This window comes from Methylobacterium sp. A49B (assembly GCF_053346215.1).
This window is the reverse complement of record NZ_JBKFBO010000071.1, coordinates 255,930-270,857: the sequence shown is the minus strand read 5'-3', so window position 1 is coordinate 270,857 and position 14,928 is coordinate 255,930. Positions and strand designations below refer to the sequence as shown.

Genomic DNA, 14,928 nt, shown 5'->3' with positions numbered 1-14,928 from the left:
GCGGAGACCTACCACGCCTGCATGCGCTGCCTCGGGGTCGAGCCCAAGCCGCCGCGCGCACAGGCGCGGCGGTCGGGGTCAGTGGGCGTCGATGGGTCCGGGTGGCTGGGGCGCCGGCGGGTCACCCTCGGGGGGCGTGGGACCGGGCGGCGGATCGCCGATGGGCGGGGCGGGGTCGTCGCCGGGACGGGGCGTGTCGGACATGCGTTCGTCTCCTCCTGCCGACCCATCGTGACGCGTCGGCCCCGGATGAACGCGAGGCGCGCCAAGTCGGTCCCGATCCGCGGTCGTGACCGTCCCCGCCCTGTGGCGCCCCGACCCATCGAGCAACCTTCGACGACCGGGCCTGTTGAGGGGAACATGCCTCCGCGTGGCCCTGGACGGGCCCGGCCGCGTTCGGGACCTGCATGCTCGAAGGCGTTTGCGCGGTGCGGGAAGACGACGGATATACGGGCGCGGTCGACCTCCGGCTGCTTCGCGCCGTGGTCGAGGCGTCGGGCGAAGCCATCATCGTCACCACCGCAGGGCTCGACGAGCCCGGGCCGTGCATCGAGTACGTCAATCCCGCCTTCACCCAAATGACGGGATACGAGGCCCACGAGGTGACCGGTCGGTCGCCCCGGCTCCTCCAGGGGGCCCGCACGGAGCGCGCGGCCCTGGACAGGTTGCGCAGAGCCCTCCGAGCCGGCGAGGCGACCCGTGGCGAGGCGCTCAACTACCGTAAGGACGGCACCACCTACGTGGTCGAGTGGCTGATCACCCCGGTTCGCTCGACCGACGGGGCCATCACCCACTGGGTGTCGACGCAACGCGATATCACCGAGCGGCGTGCCTCCGAGGACCTGCAGGCGATGATGGTGCGCGAGCTGCACCACCGCGTGAAGAACACCCTCGCGACGGTCCAGGCCGTGCTGAACGCGACGCTGCGCTCGTACGCGACCCTTCCCGACTTCACGCGGGCCTTCTGCGGACGGATCGACTCCCTCGCCCGGACGCACGCCCTCATCACCGAGGACGCCTCGCAGGCGGCCTCGTTCGACGGGCTCCTGCGCGGGGAACTCGACGCCTACGACGACCGCGGGCGCATCAGCCTGGAAGGCCCCACGGTCGTGCTGCCCTCCGAACTGGCGGTACCGGTCGGCATGGCGCTGCACGAGATGACGACAAACGCCGTCAGACACGGGGCGCTCGCTGACCCGTCCGGACGCCTGCGCGTCAGATGGCGGGTCGAGGAATGCGAGATGGTCAGCTTCCTTCATTGGGACTGGGAGGAACACGGCGCGCCCACGGCGGGTGGCGTCGGACGCCCGGGCTTCGGTTCCCGGCTATTGAACAAGGTCCTGACCGCTCAGGCCGCCGCCGACGTGGACGTCACCCAGAGCGCCGATGGAATGCGGGTCTCCATCCGGTTGCCTCTCTCGCGGCCCCCGGCATAGCGTACTCAGGAGCTGCGACGGCCAGCCCGGGGCATCGACGACCTCGGCGCCTTGCGGGGGAACCCGACCCCGCGGGAATCCCTTGGCCTCCCGAGCCGGCATCCGGCCGGCGCGGAGACCGACATGTCGAGCGATACCGAGAAGCACCGTTCGTTGCTGACCGCGCTCAAGGACGCGCAAGGCAAGGGCGACGGATCCTTCGAGCAGGCGGTGACCGCCGCGTTCGAGCACGTCTTCGAGCACCTCGGGCGCCTGAACGACCACGTTTCCCAGGGTGGTCCCGAGGGCGGGGAGCGGCACTTGCGGCCCGGCGAGGCCTCCACCTTGCGATAGGTCGGGAACCTCGCGGCCGGTCGCCCGTCGGCCGACCGCGGATGTCGCGGCGGTCGCGGAAGCCTCCACGGCAAGTCCACGCCGTGGGTACCGCCGGGCTCACCGCGTGAGGAACCCAGCGAGCCGGTCAGGTCGGCGATGCCTCGGCGAATGTCCGTGAAGGCTTGGAAGGTATGCCGGCGGGCAGGCGGAAACGGAACGTCGTTCCGCGGTCGACCGCGCTGCTGACGGCCAGCACCCCGCCCTGGCGCTCGACCAGGTCGCGGCACAGCAGGAGCCCGAGGCCGCTGCCCCTCTCCCCCGCCGTCCCGTTCGTCGTCGTCCGCCGATCCATACGGAACAGGTCGTCGACCTTGCCCGGCGGCATCCCGACGCCGGTGTCGGCGACCGAGATCTCGACATCGTCACCGAAGCGACGGCCGGAAACTGTGACGGTCCCGCCGGGCAGCGTGAACTTGACGGCGTTGCCGATGAGGTTGCGCAGCACGGTGGTGAGCATGTCCCGTTGCGCCCGGACGGCGATGGCCGCGCACGAGGCGTCCAGGGTCAACCCCTTGTCGGCGGCGGCCTCGGCGGCGCCCTGCATCACTTCCGTGGTCACGGCGTCCAGGTCGACGTCGGTCAGGGTGACCGCCAGCGTGTCCATCTGCAGGCTCGCCCAGGAGAACAGGCTCTCCAGCAGAGCATAGGCCTGCGTCGCCGCTTCCTGGATGCCCTTGGCCCGGCGCTCGATGGAAGCGGGGTCGCGCGCGGCGACCGCCTTGCCCAGCACCTCCGACAGGCCGAGCAGGGCCTGGAACGGGTTGCGCAGATCGTGGGCGATGATCGAGAACAGCAGGGATTTCTGCCGGTTCAGCGTGTCGAGTTCGAGCGACATCGCCTCGGCCTCGCGCCGCGCGGCGGCGAGCTCAGCCTGGAAGGCCTGCCGGGCCTCGGCGAAGCGGATCGCCCGCGCCAGCCCGGACGGGGTCACCTCGGCCTTGTTGAGGTAGTCCAACGCGCCGGCCCGCATCAGCCGCGTCGCGAGGTCCGGGTCGGCCTCGCCGGTCAGCATCAGCACCGCCCGCGCCTGCTCACAGTCTGTGAGATGCCGCATGTCGGTCATGAACCACATCGCGAAGCTTTCGCGGATACGGTCACTCTCATCTCGGCTTTCGTCAGGCATGTGCTGAAAGACGAAGGAGACCAGGGAGCTGCCCGAGCCTGACGGCGCTACAATGAGTGAAGAACCGTCTCCGATCACGGAAGCACATCGTCTGTTCGCGATTTCGCGAGAGGCCGAAACGCCATGTCTGCTATCTGCCCCCCCACTTCTGCGAACCGCCATTCCGCTTTCGGCCAACTCCGGCCGGTAGCTTTGCGTCCAATGCAGCCATCTGACCGCGTCACCGCCGAACTTGGACGCGGGCTCGCCCCGAGGCGCCCGTCCGGCGAGGCCAGCGGCGATCGCTCATTCGTTGCAGGCACGGCGATTCAATTCGTGGCGCTGCATCTTTCCGTTCAGGGCATGGCTGAGACGGTGGCCTTCATCACGAGCAGCCCGTGTTGGGGCTGAGGCGCCCCGGTCGATGAGCCGAAGTCGCGCTGCGAGGGATCAGAGGGCGAGCGTCAGGGTTCCGCTGGCGCGGGAGACGCAGGGCATCAGGTGGTCTTGGCGTCTGGCCTGGGGCAGCACGACGTCGCGGTGGATCACGTCGCCTTCCCGGTAGCCGCATTCGCAGGCGCCGCACACGCCGATCTCGCAGGACGAGGGCATCTTGACCCCGTTCTGGTGCAGGACCTCCAAGAGCGAGGTCTCGGCGGGGACATGCAGGGTGGCGCCGGTCGAGGCGATCCGCACGTCGAAGGGTTCGGGCACGTAGCCCTCATCGACGAGCGGCGCGAAATGCTCGACATGCACCTGCTCCGCCGGCCAGCCCAGCGCCTGCACCGCCGCCGTCAGGGGCTGGGGTCCGCAGGCGTAGAGGTGGACGCCGTCCTCCGGCGGCCCGAGCATCGCGGGATCGAGACGTTGGCCCTCCGCGGAGTACCAGCAGCGCAGACGCTCACCGCAGACGGCGCGCAGCTCCTCCAGCAGGGGGGCCTGTGCAGCAGAGCGCGCGCAGAGGTGGAGCGTGAAGTCGCCCCCCGTCGCGGCCAGGTGCCGTGCCATGGCGGCGACGGGCGTCACGCCGATGCCGCCGCCGACGAGCACATGGCGCCGCGCCCCAGCAGCCAGGGGGAAATGGTTGCGCGGGTGCGAGATGGGGACGGTCGCCCCGGCGGCGAGTTGGGCGTGCACCCAGGCCGAGCCGCCACGCCCGGCCTCCTCGCGCTTGATCGCCAGGACGTACCGGCTCCGATCGGCGGGGTCGCCGCAGAGGGAGTACTGCCTCACCCGATCGTCCGGCAGGCGCAGGTCGACATGGGCGCCGGGCTCCCAGGCGGGCAGCTGCGGGCGCCGCGGATGGACGAGGGTGAGGCGCACCACCTCCGGGGTGGTGGCAATGGCCTCCACGACCGTCAGCTTCATGACGATGCGGGCGGACATCGCCTCACTCCACCAGGGTGATCGGATCACCCGGCCGGATGATGCCACCGCGCTCGATCCCACAATTGAGCCCGGAGCGGTTGTAGAGAGGCAGGTAGACGGGGAGGCCGAGCAGTTCTTCAAGATACTTGCACGGGAAGTTCAGCCGCCCGCCGCGCAGGATCACCTCGCCGACCTGGAAACGGCGCCCGACGAGGTGATTGAGGGGCACGCCGCGCACCGTAAGATTGCGGCGGTGGTCGATGGGCGCCAGGTGGATCGGCCCCTCCTGAAGCGGCGGATCGTTGCGCGCGAGGGCGTCGAGCACCTCCTGCTCGATCAGCGTCACCTCGCGGGTGTCGGCCTTGGGCGAGTAGGTGCCGGTGCCCAGGCAATAGCGGTCGCCCTCAATGCCCTGGCCGGCGATGCAGTGGGCCCTCGTCAGCTCCTCCATCTCGTAACTCGCCGCAGGGGCGATGTGGATGTGGAGAAGGCTGCCCTGCCACCCGGTGGCGCCACCGGGTACGCCCTGGGCGACAGAGCCGACCTTGTGGGCGAAGGCCTCGATATGGGGAGGGGCGGAGGTCGTGCTCATCGGGCGGATCCTGTCGCGAGGGCGATGGCCTCGACCTCGACCAGGGCGTCGCGCGGCAGGCGCGCCACCTCCACGGTGGAGCGCGCCGGGGCGGCTTCGGGGAAATGCTCCGCGTAGACGGCGTTCATCGCGGCGAAGTCGTTCATGTCCTTCAGGAACACCGTGGTCTTGGCCACGCTCGAGAGGCTGGCGCCGCCGGCTTCCAGCACCGCCGCGAGGTTGGCGAGCGAGCGGCGCGTCTGCGCCTCGATCCCCTTCGGAAACGCCCCCGTGGCCGGGTCGATCGGCAGCTGCCCCGAGGCGAAGACGAGATCGCCCACCCGGGTGGCCTGGGCATAGGGTCCCACCGCCGGCGCGGCGGCCTCCGTCGCGATGATCGTTCGAGTCAAAGCCGCCCTCCTTTGAGGCATTCCCGCCTGTTTTTATTCCACTGCAGTGGACGAATGTCCACTGCAGGATCACGTGTTCCGCATCGATGATGCGGCCGTTACCTCGCTCAGTCGATGGGCTGCCGGGCCGTCTCGGGCGCAAGGAAGGTCGCCGCGAGGGTCACGCAGGCGAGGACGATGAGGTATGTCGAGATCGGCCACGTCGCCCCGCCGCTCCAGGCGAGGAGCGCGGCGGCGATCAGCGGGGTGAAGCCGCCGCTCAAGGCCGCGCCGACCTGGAACCCGAGGGAGGCGCCGCTGTAGCGCAGGCGGGCGTGGAACATCTCGGACATCCAGGCGGCCCCAGTCCCGAACATGATGCCCTGGCCAAAGCTGAGGGCGATCGCCACCGTCAGAGCGATGATGGTCGGGTTGCGGGTGTCGAGGAGCTGGAACATCGGGAAGGCGAAGGCGATCGAGAACAGGCAGGCAGCCACGAACAGGGTCTTGCGGCCGTAGCGGTCCGACAGCCAGCCGAAGGCCGGGATGGTGAAGAGCTCGATCACCGCCGCGATCAGAATCCCGTTGAGGATCACGCCTCGCGACAGCCCAAGTTGGCCGGTGACATAGGAGATCGAGAACACGGTCACCACACTCACATAGGCGATCTCCGAGACCTTCAGGCCCACTGCCTTCAGAAACAGGCCAGGATGTCCTGTGAGGATCTCCATCACCGGTAGCCGGGCCATCGCCGAACGCGCCTTGATCGCCCGGAAGGCCGGAGTCTCGTGCAGCCGCAGGCGGATGAACAGGCCGACGAGGACCAGCGGCGCGCTCGCCAGGAACGGCACCCGCCAGCCCCAAGACAGGAACGCCTCCTCCGGCAGAAGGCCGGTCAGCGCGAAGGCGCCGATCGAGAGGATCACCCCGATCGGGTAGCCGAGTTGGACGACGCTGCCGAAGAAGCCGCGCCGCTCCTGCGGCACGCTCTCCACCACCATCAGCACGGCGCCGCCCCATTCGCCGCCGATCCCGATGCCCTGGACCAGGCGCAGGGCGACGAGGAGGACCGGGGCCAGGAGGCCGATCTGCCCATAGGTCGGCAGACAGCCGATCAGGAAGGTGCCGATGCCCATGATCATCAGGGTCAGGGCCAGCATGGCCTTGCGCCCGACCCGGTCGCCGAAATGGCCGAACACCGCCCCGCCGAGGGGCCGCGCCAGGAAGCCCACCGCATAGGAGCCGAACGCCGCGATGGTCCCCACCGCCGGGTCGATGCTGGGGAAGAACAGCTTGTTGAACACCAGCGCACTGGCCGTGCCGTAGATCAGGAAGTCGTACCACTCGATGGTGGTGCCGATGACGCTCGACCAGACGATCTGGCGGCGGTCCGCGGGGGTCACGGGATCCTGCGCGGCCGGCAGGGTTCCATCCATCGGGAGGGCAGCGTCGAGCATGTCGGGCATCCACTTTGCAAGAGGAATTTCCACTCGAGTTGATACAAGCCGCGTGCCAACCCTCAGCGCCGTTCCGGCGGACACGGCCACGCCGGCCGTGCTAAGTGCCTCCTACGAGCTTCCGGGAACGAGGGAGCGCACTGGCCGGGGGACCAGGACGGCGTGCCGATGACGGTCATGACAGAGGGGCGGCGCGAGCAGGCCGACGCGGAGGCCCGCTCACAGCTCCAGGTTCTCGCCGGGGAAATCCGTCGGCGGCGCAAGGAGCGGGATCTCTCCCTGGAGGCGCTGAGCGCCCTATCGGGAGTGAGCCGGTCGATGATCTCGAAGGTGGAGCGCGGCGAGGCGGTGCCGTCGACGGCGGTGCTCTCGCGCCTCGCCGAGGCACTGGACGTGACCTTCTCGCGCCTGATGTCTCCCGCTACCGACCGGGAGGTGCTGCTGATCCCCGCCGCCCGTCAGCCGGTGCTGCGCGACGAGGAGACGGGCTTCCTGCGCCGCTGCCTCTCGCCCGTCCTGCCGGGTCGGGGAATCGACATTGTGCTCAACACCCTGCCGCCGGGGGCGACGGCGGGGGAGTTCGTCGCTCACCGCAGGGGCGTCTCGGAATACATCTTCGTGCTGAAGGGGCGCCTACGCGCCGTCATCGGCGAGCGGTCCCTCGTGGTCGAGGAGGGGGACAGCCTGTATTTCGAGGCCGATGCTGGGCACGCCTTCACCAATCTTGGGGCGGAGGCTTGCCAGTACTTCCTAGTGATCGACGCAACGCGGCTGCGGTGAGCGTCTCCTCTAACGCCGGATAGGGTCGCCGCCTAAAACAACACCCTGGGCAATTTTCACGCCGCTTTCGGTCCCGCTCCAGTACACACGACCGGCTGACGACGAGCTGAGTTGATGTGGTTCGAACGCTCGGTTGGCCACATCGAGATCTGAGTCAAGACCGCCGGATATTTGTGAATAGCGGCAGGCCCACATGCATACCGGCGAGATCTGCACGGTAGGCCGTCGGCTGGAGGTACGAACCCAAGGGTAGGAACGGCACGTCCTCAAATGCCTGGACTTGAATTTGCCTCGCAATCTCGAGCCGCTCGGCTTGGTCCGCGGCGTCTATCCAGGATTGGCGTTGGTTCTCAAGCCGTTCGTCCGTGGGCCAGCCGTTCCAGGCTTTCAGCCCGGTGCCACGTAGCAGCAGGTGACCCGCTGGGTTCATCACGTCGTAGCCGCCCCAGAACGAGCCGAACACGCTCCAGCCGCCTTTGTCGATTGGCTGTTGGCTTGTGGAACGCTGCACCACACTACCCCAGTCGGTGGAGACTTCGTCGACGTTCAGGCCGAGCTGACGCATCATCTCGACGCCTACGCTGCAGATCGCGTTGATGCGCGGAACGTCCGTCGCTGTCAGGAATACGACCCGCTCGCCCTTATAGCCGGCCGCGGCGATGTCGCGCTTGAGCTTGGCGACGTCGTGCTTCCCGCTCAGCGCCTCCATTCCGGAATCATTTGCCATGGGCAGGCCGGCGGGGCCAAACACGCCGACGCGGGTGTCTACAGCGGCGTTCTCGCCTGCGACCGCCTGCATGAATTCGGTCTGGTTGACGGCCTGCAGCACGGCGCGCCGGATCGCCGGGTTGTCGAAGGGAGGGTGGAGGAAATTGAAGCGCAGGACGCCGATAAGGCCCTTGTCTTCCACGACCTGGAGCTTGATCGCCCTGTTCGTGCGCAAGCTCGGCACGAGATCCATGAGCGGCTGCTCGACCCAGTCGACCTCGCCGGCCTGGAGGGCGGCGACCTGCGTGCCTGGGTCCGGGTTCGTTAGCCACTCGACGCGGTCGAAATGGGCGATGCGCGGACCGGCGCAGAAGCTCGGCGCTCCGTCAGTCCGCGGCACGTAGCCTTCGAAGCGGCGGTACACGTTGCGCGCGCCTGGCACGCGCTCGTTCGCGACGAAGCGGAATGGACCTGAGCCGACCATCTCGGTCAGGCGGGTGGTGGGCGGTGTCGCAGCCAGCCGCTCCGGCATGATGGCGGCCATGAGGTTCGTCGGCTTGGCCAAGGCGTTTGGTAGGAGTGGGAACGCGCGCTTCAGGCGCAATTCGACCGTCGTGTCGGACGGCGCTGAGAGTTCGTCGGTGGCAGCCATCAGCGCCTGGCCGAAGGAGTCGGTGCTCGCCCATCGTCGGAGACTGGCGACGACATCCCGTCCGAGAACGGGGGTCCCGTCGTGGAATTTCAGCCCGTCGCGCAGGGTGAGCCGAACGCGCCGGCCCCCATCCTCGACGCTCTCGCCGCCAACCATTTGCGGCCGAGGCGAACCGGCGGCGTCGAGGGCGTAGAGGGTGTCGAAGACCATCATCACGTGGTTGCGGGTGACGAAGGCGCTGACCAACGGATCGAGCAGGGCAAGGTCGGCGTAGGGAATGAACTTGAGTGTTGTCGCGGCCTGTGCACGCACGAGGCTTGGCGCGGCGATGAGGGAAGCAGCGGCTCCAGCAAGCACATCGCGTCGTCTCATCAAGCGCCTCCAATCCGACGGGTGGCGTTCGTCGTGCAGATGGCATGCCACGGAGACTGAGTAGCTGGACGGAGCGATCGACCAGGCCGATCTTGGAGCGATCGGCGTCCGTTTCTGCGCTACATCCCTTCGAAAGCTGCCGTTCCGCTTTCGGCCAGACTTCGTCACGCCGGATCGCCATCGCGTTCAGAACCGGACGTTCAGCTTGGCGCCCATCTCGGCCGTTCAACCACATGTGCTGACATCCCGTCAGCGGACATTGCTGTTTGCATTCGATCTTACGCATCAGGGAGATTTTTGGATCCTCATCTCAATCCGGTTCGACCCTTGTGATTGTGATATGCCTCTTGGTGCTGCCCGGACTTTGCTCCCGGCGTAGACGTGGCGAAACGGGTCAACCTGCTCTGAAACATCGATGTATGAGGCTCCGCAGGGCAATGCTTAGGCTGGCGCTCCGGGCGATCGGATCGATTGCGGTCGTGAAAAGCCGCAGGATCAGGGCTCGGTGCTGCGCGGGATCGGGCGCAAGGCAGATCTCGTGCGTGCAGCCGACCGACCGCGCGACTCGGGCCGCGACCCAGCCTGCAGTCTCGATCCATACCCACATCGCCATCCCGGGCGCGACGCCGTCTCGCAGCCGGCCCTGCAGCAGGGCGTTCTCCATACCGAGACGGGCGAGCGTGACCGCGTAGGTCGATCCGTCGATCTCAACCCGCGTCGCCTCGTCGATCGCGAACCGTTCCGCACCGCGCGGCCGCTCGAAACAGACCAGGAAGGCGACAAAGCTGAACAGCATCGCCACGCCCGCCCAGATAAGGTTGAAAAAATCGATAGGCGCGATCTCCGTGGCCCCGTAGGGCGAGACGAAAGACCATACGATCGAGGCAGCCGACAGCATTGCCATCCCTCCGAAGCCGGCCGCCATTCGCCAGCGCACAATCGAGACGGTACGGTCTCCGCCCTTGTCGGTGACCTTGAATGGCCGTCCGAAGGGGCGGATGACCGCTGAAGCCAGGGTGATCGTGATCGCCAAGGCGGTCATGATGTGGGTCACCTCCATGAACAAAGGCAGCGTGCGCCGAGCTGAAATCCAGCCGCTGTAGACCCAGAGTGCCAAGAGGGCCGGAACGCCATAGCGCATGAAGGATAGGTAATCCGCTTCGAATGCCGGGATGTCGAAGATCCAGTAGATAGACGGCGCCGCCAGCATCAGCACGATGAACGGCTTGCACAGCCAGTTCAGCACGCCGTGCAGGTAGTGCAGCCGCTCCGCCAAGCTGTAATTCCGCCCGCGAAACGGCCCGCTCTTCAGCAGGGCGACTTGGATCGTGCCAAGGCACCAGCGGGTGCGCTGAGTGACGTATTCGGGCAGCCCCTCGGCCGAGAGGCCGGCGCTCAGCCGCTCGTTGAGCCAGTGCGTCCGGTAGCCGTGCCGCATCAGCGAGTAGGTCAGATTGATGTCTTCGCAAATCGCATCGTGCGGAAAGCCACCCATTTCGTTGACCCGGTCGCGGCGGACCAGGAATGAAGTGCCCACACAGAATGCGCAGCCCCACGCATCCTTGGCCGGCTGGAAGATGTCGAAGAAGATCCGCTGATCGTCGACCCAGGCTTCGGCCGCCATCAAGTTGTGCTGGATCGGGTCGGCGTTGAAGAAAAACTGAGGCGTCTGCACGACCGCCGCCCGTCGATCGTGGAACAGCCCGACCATGCGGCGCAGGATGTTGGGTGCGACGGCAAAATCGGCGTCGAGCACGAGGATCAGCGGTGCATTGGTTCGTTCAGCTGTGCGCCGCAGAGCGTTGTTGAGGTTGCCCGCCTTGGCACCCGTATTGTCGGGGCGGGTCAGATACTGGGCGCCGACCGTCGAACAATAGTCCCTCAGCCAAGCCCGGCGGGTGTCATCGCAGACCCAGACGGTCGCGTTCGGGTAATCGACGGCGAGTGCGGGGACGACGGCCTTCTCGATTACATCGAGCGGCTCGTTGTAGGTGCAAATGAAGATGTCGACGGCCGGCCAAGCGCCGCTGGCATCGAGACACGCCTCAGCCCAATCCGCTTCGCGGGAACGATCCTTGAATCGAAACAGGATGACGATGGACATCAGCGTGTAGACGATCGCCACTGTCTCGAAGGCGATGAACACGTAGGGCCAGAGCAGGACCAGTCCCGTGTCAGCGCCGCTCGGCAAAGTGTCGTGCCAGCGCCACGCCGCGTAGCAGAGGATGAACGTTACGGCGGTCGTCCCGAACAGGATGCGGGCGACTGCGCTCGTGCGATCAAGCAAGCCGGCCATGAGCAGGAGGCTGATCAAGATACCGAGATCGAGGGTGAGGACTGACGCGGCATCCTGCGGCGCTTCGAACATCAGCGCGCTACTCCAGTCTGTTTCCGCTGAAGGGATTCCAGCCGGTTCCTGCGAGGACGGCCCAGGCCGTAGCGCCAAGATGCGGCCGCCGGAAGTAGTAGAAGTCGTTTTCCGTGCTAGCGGGCCCGATTGCGAGACCGGTGGTCAGGCGGGGGATACTCGAAGCGTAGAGATAGCCCGACGGCGAGACCTCGCGCTGGAGACCATCGAGGAGTTGATCGGCCTGTCGGATGCTTCCCATCGCCCGTAGCGTCAGCGAGGCTTGGGCGGTGCCCTCAACCCAAACGCCATCCCGGTCACCATTGAAGTCGTAGCCGCCCGGCAGCGCCATCGTGCGCGCGGCGAGGTCGAGGGCCCGGCGCCATGGGGCCGGCGCGTCGGCTACGCCGATCTGCGGCCAAAGCTGCGTATCCAGCGCGATCTGGTCGAGACCCTGAAGCGTGCCGTCGGGCCGCGTGCCCAACCGAAACCCGCCTTCCTTGGCGACGAAAACCGCATCGAGGAAACCGCGCGCCTTGGCAGCAAGGCGTGCGTCGTCCGGTCGGCCGTCGAGTCTATACAGCCATATGGCGACGGCATGAACATCGAGGTTGTGCTCAGTCGATTTCCAGATCAGCCGGGTCTGAATGGGATCAAATCCGTCGAACCCACCGGTGAAGCCTGCCGGGCTGCGGCTGTCGAGAGTATTGGTGCCGATCCAACTGAGCAGGCGGGCGGCGCCCGCGCGGTATCCCCCCGTGGGGGCGGCGGCATCGAGGGTCAGGAGGGCGAGCGCCGCCCAGGCGACGTTGCCGGTGGCGGTTCCGTCCTGATAGGCATCCTCAGCCCAGAGCTTCTGCTCGGCATCCCACCAGCCCGGTAGGGCGGGCGCGCCATCACCGATCGGACCGGCACGATAGGCATTGCGCACGCGGCCATCGTGAAATGTGCGATCGTTCCGGACCGCCTGCAGCAGCGCATCGCCTATGCGGCGGGCGCGACCGATCTGTCCGCAAGCGGTGAGGGCGATCGCGGCCAGCGCGTTGTCGTACGTGAAGGCCGAATGGCCTAAGGCCTTCGGCAGCTCTGACTCGTGCGGACCCGGCCTGTAGCTTGCCACCATGACCGGCCCGCGCCCTTCTGCGTCAACGGCCTGGGCGAGAACTGCGCAAAGCGATGCGGCCAGCGGATGAACCCGAGGACCCGCTTGCGCTTCCATGATCAGCAGCAAGAACCCCAATGCCCCGACGGCGAGCCCGATCACCGCAGGTTCTCCGCCCGCCGCTCGACCGGTTGCTTACGGACGGCAGCATCGGCGACAGGAATCGGCGAAGTCAGCACCGCCACAGCAGTAACACCGCTGGAGATCGCTCCCGTGGCGAGGTTGACCGGCCAAGCGACGGTCGAAGCGATTGTTTTCCAAGCGACTGACGCGGACGGAATCCAGCCGTTCTCGCGCGTGATCGTCACCCATTCCCCGACGGAGCAGGGGCTGGTACGCTTCCTGGGTAGGAAGCGTTGCTCCGCACGATTGGATTTCGAGCGGTCGAAGCTCACCAGGACGTACATCTCGCGCCGCTCGGTCTGGGGAAACGGAACGGCGTAAAGTTGATCCGTCTTGTCGCTCGTCTTCGGCAGGACCTCGCTGACCCATCCGCGTCGCGGCACATCCGGCCCAGCGGCCGAGATCGTGACGGGCGTGCCGACCGCAAGGTCGTGACCCTGTCGGTAGGAGAAGATGCCGACCGCAAAGGACTGATCGCAATCGACCAGGGTCGCGATCGAATCGCCTGGATTGACGTGACGCCCTTGCGCAACGCCGAGATTGAGCACCACGCCACCGCGCATCGCGCGCACGCTGGCATCCGTCAACCTGTCCAGCCGCCTTCGTTCCGCGTCGGCCGTGGCTTGATACGCCCTGACGCTGGCGGCCAGCTGTTCCGCCTCGATCTCGAGGCGCTCGGCATCGTAGGTCAGATCTCGGCGCTTCTGCATCAGCGCCGCCAGACTACTCGACTGACTCCCGACGAAGATTCCCTTCTTGACAGCGCCGAGCTCGCTCATCTTCTGCGCCAGCTTGGCCGTTTCGGCATCCCTGTCGAAGCGCGCTGCGGCGAGCTTGTGCTGTGTAGGACGAAGTAAGTTGATGCTGGCCGTATTCAGAGAGACCAGCGCCTGCTGGCGATCCGCGATTGCTTTGGTGGACTGGCTCTCCGCGTCTGCTGCAGCGACGCGAGCTTTTGCCTCCGCGATCTCTCCATCGAGCGCCAAACTTCTCTGCTCAACCTGATTGCGAATCTCGACCTCAAGCGAGGCGATATAAGATCTGTCAGACGCAATTTTCTGACGAGCCGAGATCAGTCCTGCATGTAGCTCGTCGGATTTGCTGTTGAGACCAATCAGCGTACTCTGATCGATACGGCCGTTGTGGATGTAAGCTATACTCTCGCCGGGCGCCAAATCCTGACCGATGAGGGGTGCCACCTGGGTGACCTCGCCGGCGATCGGAGCAGTGATCAACGTGATCGGCGCGTTGATGACGGCGCGATCGGATTGATCTGAAATGAGGGGCGGTAGCGCCGCGCTCGTCATCAGGATCGCGAGCACTGTGGCAACCGAGTAGGCCGAGACGCGCACCACCCGCGTGTGCATGCCGGATCGATTGCCCTGCGCGAATACGCCGAATCCATTCAGTAAGGAGGTCTTCGACCGGGGCGGCATGGTCAACTCCTTTCGGACTTGAAGCCGGCGTCACCTCCAGATCATGCTCTTATGATCGAAACACTGGCATGAAGTGTCGTTTTGCAGCATCGTCGATACTCATTGCCGAGCATCGACGACCGCGCAGCACCGCACGCGACTCCGCCACAACTTCGCGAAGGCCTTGCGTCTGGGTAATTCTTAACAAAAACTTAAGATTTTGGTCAAACGCGCCAGATTGTCACAGAGTGCGTCGAGACTTGCCGAACGCCCATTTTTGACAGAAAGGCTTTTTCAAAACATGAAGTTTTGAACTGAAAAAGTCGCGCCTGCATTAAATTTGATCGAAGCTGCTTTACTATGCACCAAATGATGATTGATCCATAGGCACAACTCGAATTTAAATATCGCTACACGAAACTCTCCGTGGTTTCAACGGCAGATATTTCGAACTCTCATTACTGCCAAGCATGATAACGGCAGGCGGCCGAGGGCGGTTCCAATAAAAATTTTGTGGTTATTTTCATTCGTCCTGTCTGGCGACGGACGTGACGAATAGGGGCGGACGAAACGGTACCCTATCCGCGTTGGCCCTGCCGTCGCAGCGTACTGGGTCTGCTCCGCATAGCCGCGTGCCGCGGGCGGCCGAGTTTCCGCCGGCCGATTGCAGA

At 66.2% G+C, this 14,928-nt stretch carries 13 protein-coding genes; 3 read left to right on the top strand and 10 right to left on the bottom strand.

Annotated features, from left to right (window positions below; translation table 11 throughout):
- Positions 1-78: 78 nt before the first annotated feature.
- Positions 79-204 (bottom strand): hypothetical protein, encoded by a 126-nt coding sequence (locus ACLBX9_RS08295; RefSeq protein WP_447718585.1) that lies wholly within the window; start codon positions 202-204, stop codon positions 79-81.
- Positions 205-407: 203 nt separating this feature from the next.
- Between ACLBX9_RS08295 and ACLBX9_RS08290 the strand changes: the two genes are divergently transcribed.
- Both ACLBX9_RS08290 and ACLBX9_RS08285 read left to right on the top strand, forming a co-directional pair.
- Complete coding sequence (locus tag ACLBX9_RS08290) at positions 408-1,436, top strand: HWE histidine kinase domain-containing protein (protein ID WP_447718584.1); 1,029 nt, start codon at positions 408-410, stop codon at positions 1,434-1,436.
- 123 nt (positions 1,437-1,559) lie between these two features.
- Positions 1,560-1,769 (top strand): hypothetical protein, encoded by a 210-nt coding sequence (locus ACLBX9_RS08285; protein ID WP_447718583.1) that lies wholly within the window; start codon positions 1,560-1,562, stop codon positions 1,767-1,769.
- 127 nt (positions 1,770-1,896) lie between these two features.
- On the opposite strand, the gene ACLBX9_RS08280 is transcribed toward ACLBX9_RS08285, so the two are convergent.
- From ACLBX9_RS08280 to ACLBX9_RS08260, 5 genes are all read right to left on the bottom strand, one after another.
- The gene (locus ACLBX9_RS08280) at positions 1,897-2,874 is read right to left on the bottom strand and encodes an ATP-binding protein (RefSeq protein WP_447718582.1); all 978 of its coding nucleotides are present in this window, start codon (positions 2,872-2,874) and stop codon (positions 1,897-1,899) included.
- A 489-nt stretch (positions 2,875-3,363) separates the two neighbouring features.
- Positions 3,364-4,299: a PDR/VanB family oxidoreductase gene (locus tag ACLBX9_RS08275; protein ID WP_447718581.1), complete on the bottom strand. Its 936-nt coding sequence runs from the start codon at positions 4,297-4,299 to the stop codon at positions 3,364-3,366.
- A 4-nt stretch (positions 4,300-4,303) separates the two neighbouring features.
- On the bottom strand, positions 4,304-4,873 hold the full coding sequence (locus ACLBX9_RS08270) for an MOSC domain-containing protein (protein WP_447718580.1): 570 nt from the start codon (positions 4,871-4,873) through the stop codon (positions 4,304-4,306).
- Positions 4,870-5,262 (bottom strand): Rid family detoxifying hydrolase, encoded by a 393-nt coding sequence (locus ACLBX9_RS08265; protein WP_447718579.1) that lies wholly within the window; start codon positions 5,260-5,262, stop codon positions 4,870-4,872. Before ACLBX9_RS08265 ends, ACLBX9_RS08270 begins: the two co-directional genes overlap by 4 nt.
- A gap of 107 nt (positions 5,263-5,369) precedes the next feature.
- Positions 5,370-6,698 (bottom strand): MFS transporter, encoded by a 1,329-nt coding sequence (locus tag ACLBX9_RS08260; RefSeq protein ID WP_447718578.1) that lies wholly within the window; start codon positions 6,696-6,698, stop codon positions 5,370-5,372.
- 168 nt (positions 6,699-6,866) lie between these two features.
- Here ACLBX9_RS08260 and ACLBX9_RS08255 point away from each other — a divergent pair, with 168 nt between their 5' ends.
- The gene (locus ACLBX9_RS08255; RefSeq protein WP_158168562.1) at positions 6,867-7,478 is read left to right on the top strand and encodes a helix-turn-helix domain-containing protein; all 612 of its coding nucleotides are present in this window, start codon (positions 6,867-6,869) and stop codon (positions 7,476-7,478) included.
- A 154-nt stretch (positions 7,479-7,632) separates the two neighbouring features.
- Here the strand turns inward: ACLBX9_RS08255 and ACLBX9_RS08250 are convergent, their stop codons facing one another.
- The 4 genes from ACLBX9_RS08250 to ACLBX9_RS08235 all read right to left on the bottom strand — a co-directional run bounded on the left by ACLBX9_RS08250 (position 7,633) and on the right by ACLBX9_RS08235 (position 14,278).
- Positions 7,633-9,210, bottom strand: coding sequence for an ABC transporter substrate-binding protein (locus tag ACLBX9_RS08250; RefSeq protein WP_447718577.1), 1,578 nt, complete (start codon positions 9,208-9,210; stop codon positions 7,633-7,635).
- Between the two features lie 394 nt (positions 9,211-9,604).
- A complete protein-coding gene (locus ACLBX9_RS08245; protein WP_447718576.1) occupies positions 9,605-11,578 on the bottom strand; it encodes a glycosyltransferase family 2 protein in 1,974 nt (657 codons plus the stop codon).
- Positions 11,579-11,585: 7 nt separating this feature from the next.
- Positions 11,586-12,776: a hypothetical protein gene (locus tag ACLBX9_RS08240; protein WP_447718608.1), complete on the bottom strand. Its 1,191-nt coding sequence runs from the start codon at positions 12,774-12,776 to the stop codon at positions 11,586-11,588.
- A gap of 41 nt (positions 12,777-12,817) precedes the next feature.
- Complete coding sequence (locus ACLBX9_RS08235; protein ID WP_447718575.1) at positions 12,818-14,278, bottom strand: HlyD family efflux transporter periplasmic adaptor subunit; 1,461 nt, start codon at positions 14,276-14,278, stop codon at positions 12,818-12,820.
- Between the last annotated feature and the right edge of the window lie 650 nt (positions 14,279-14,928).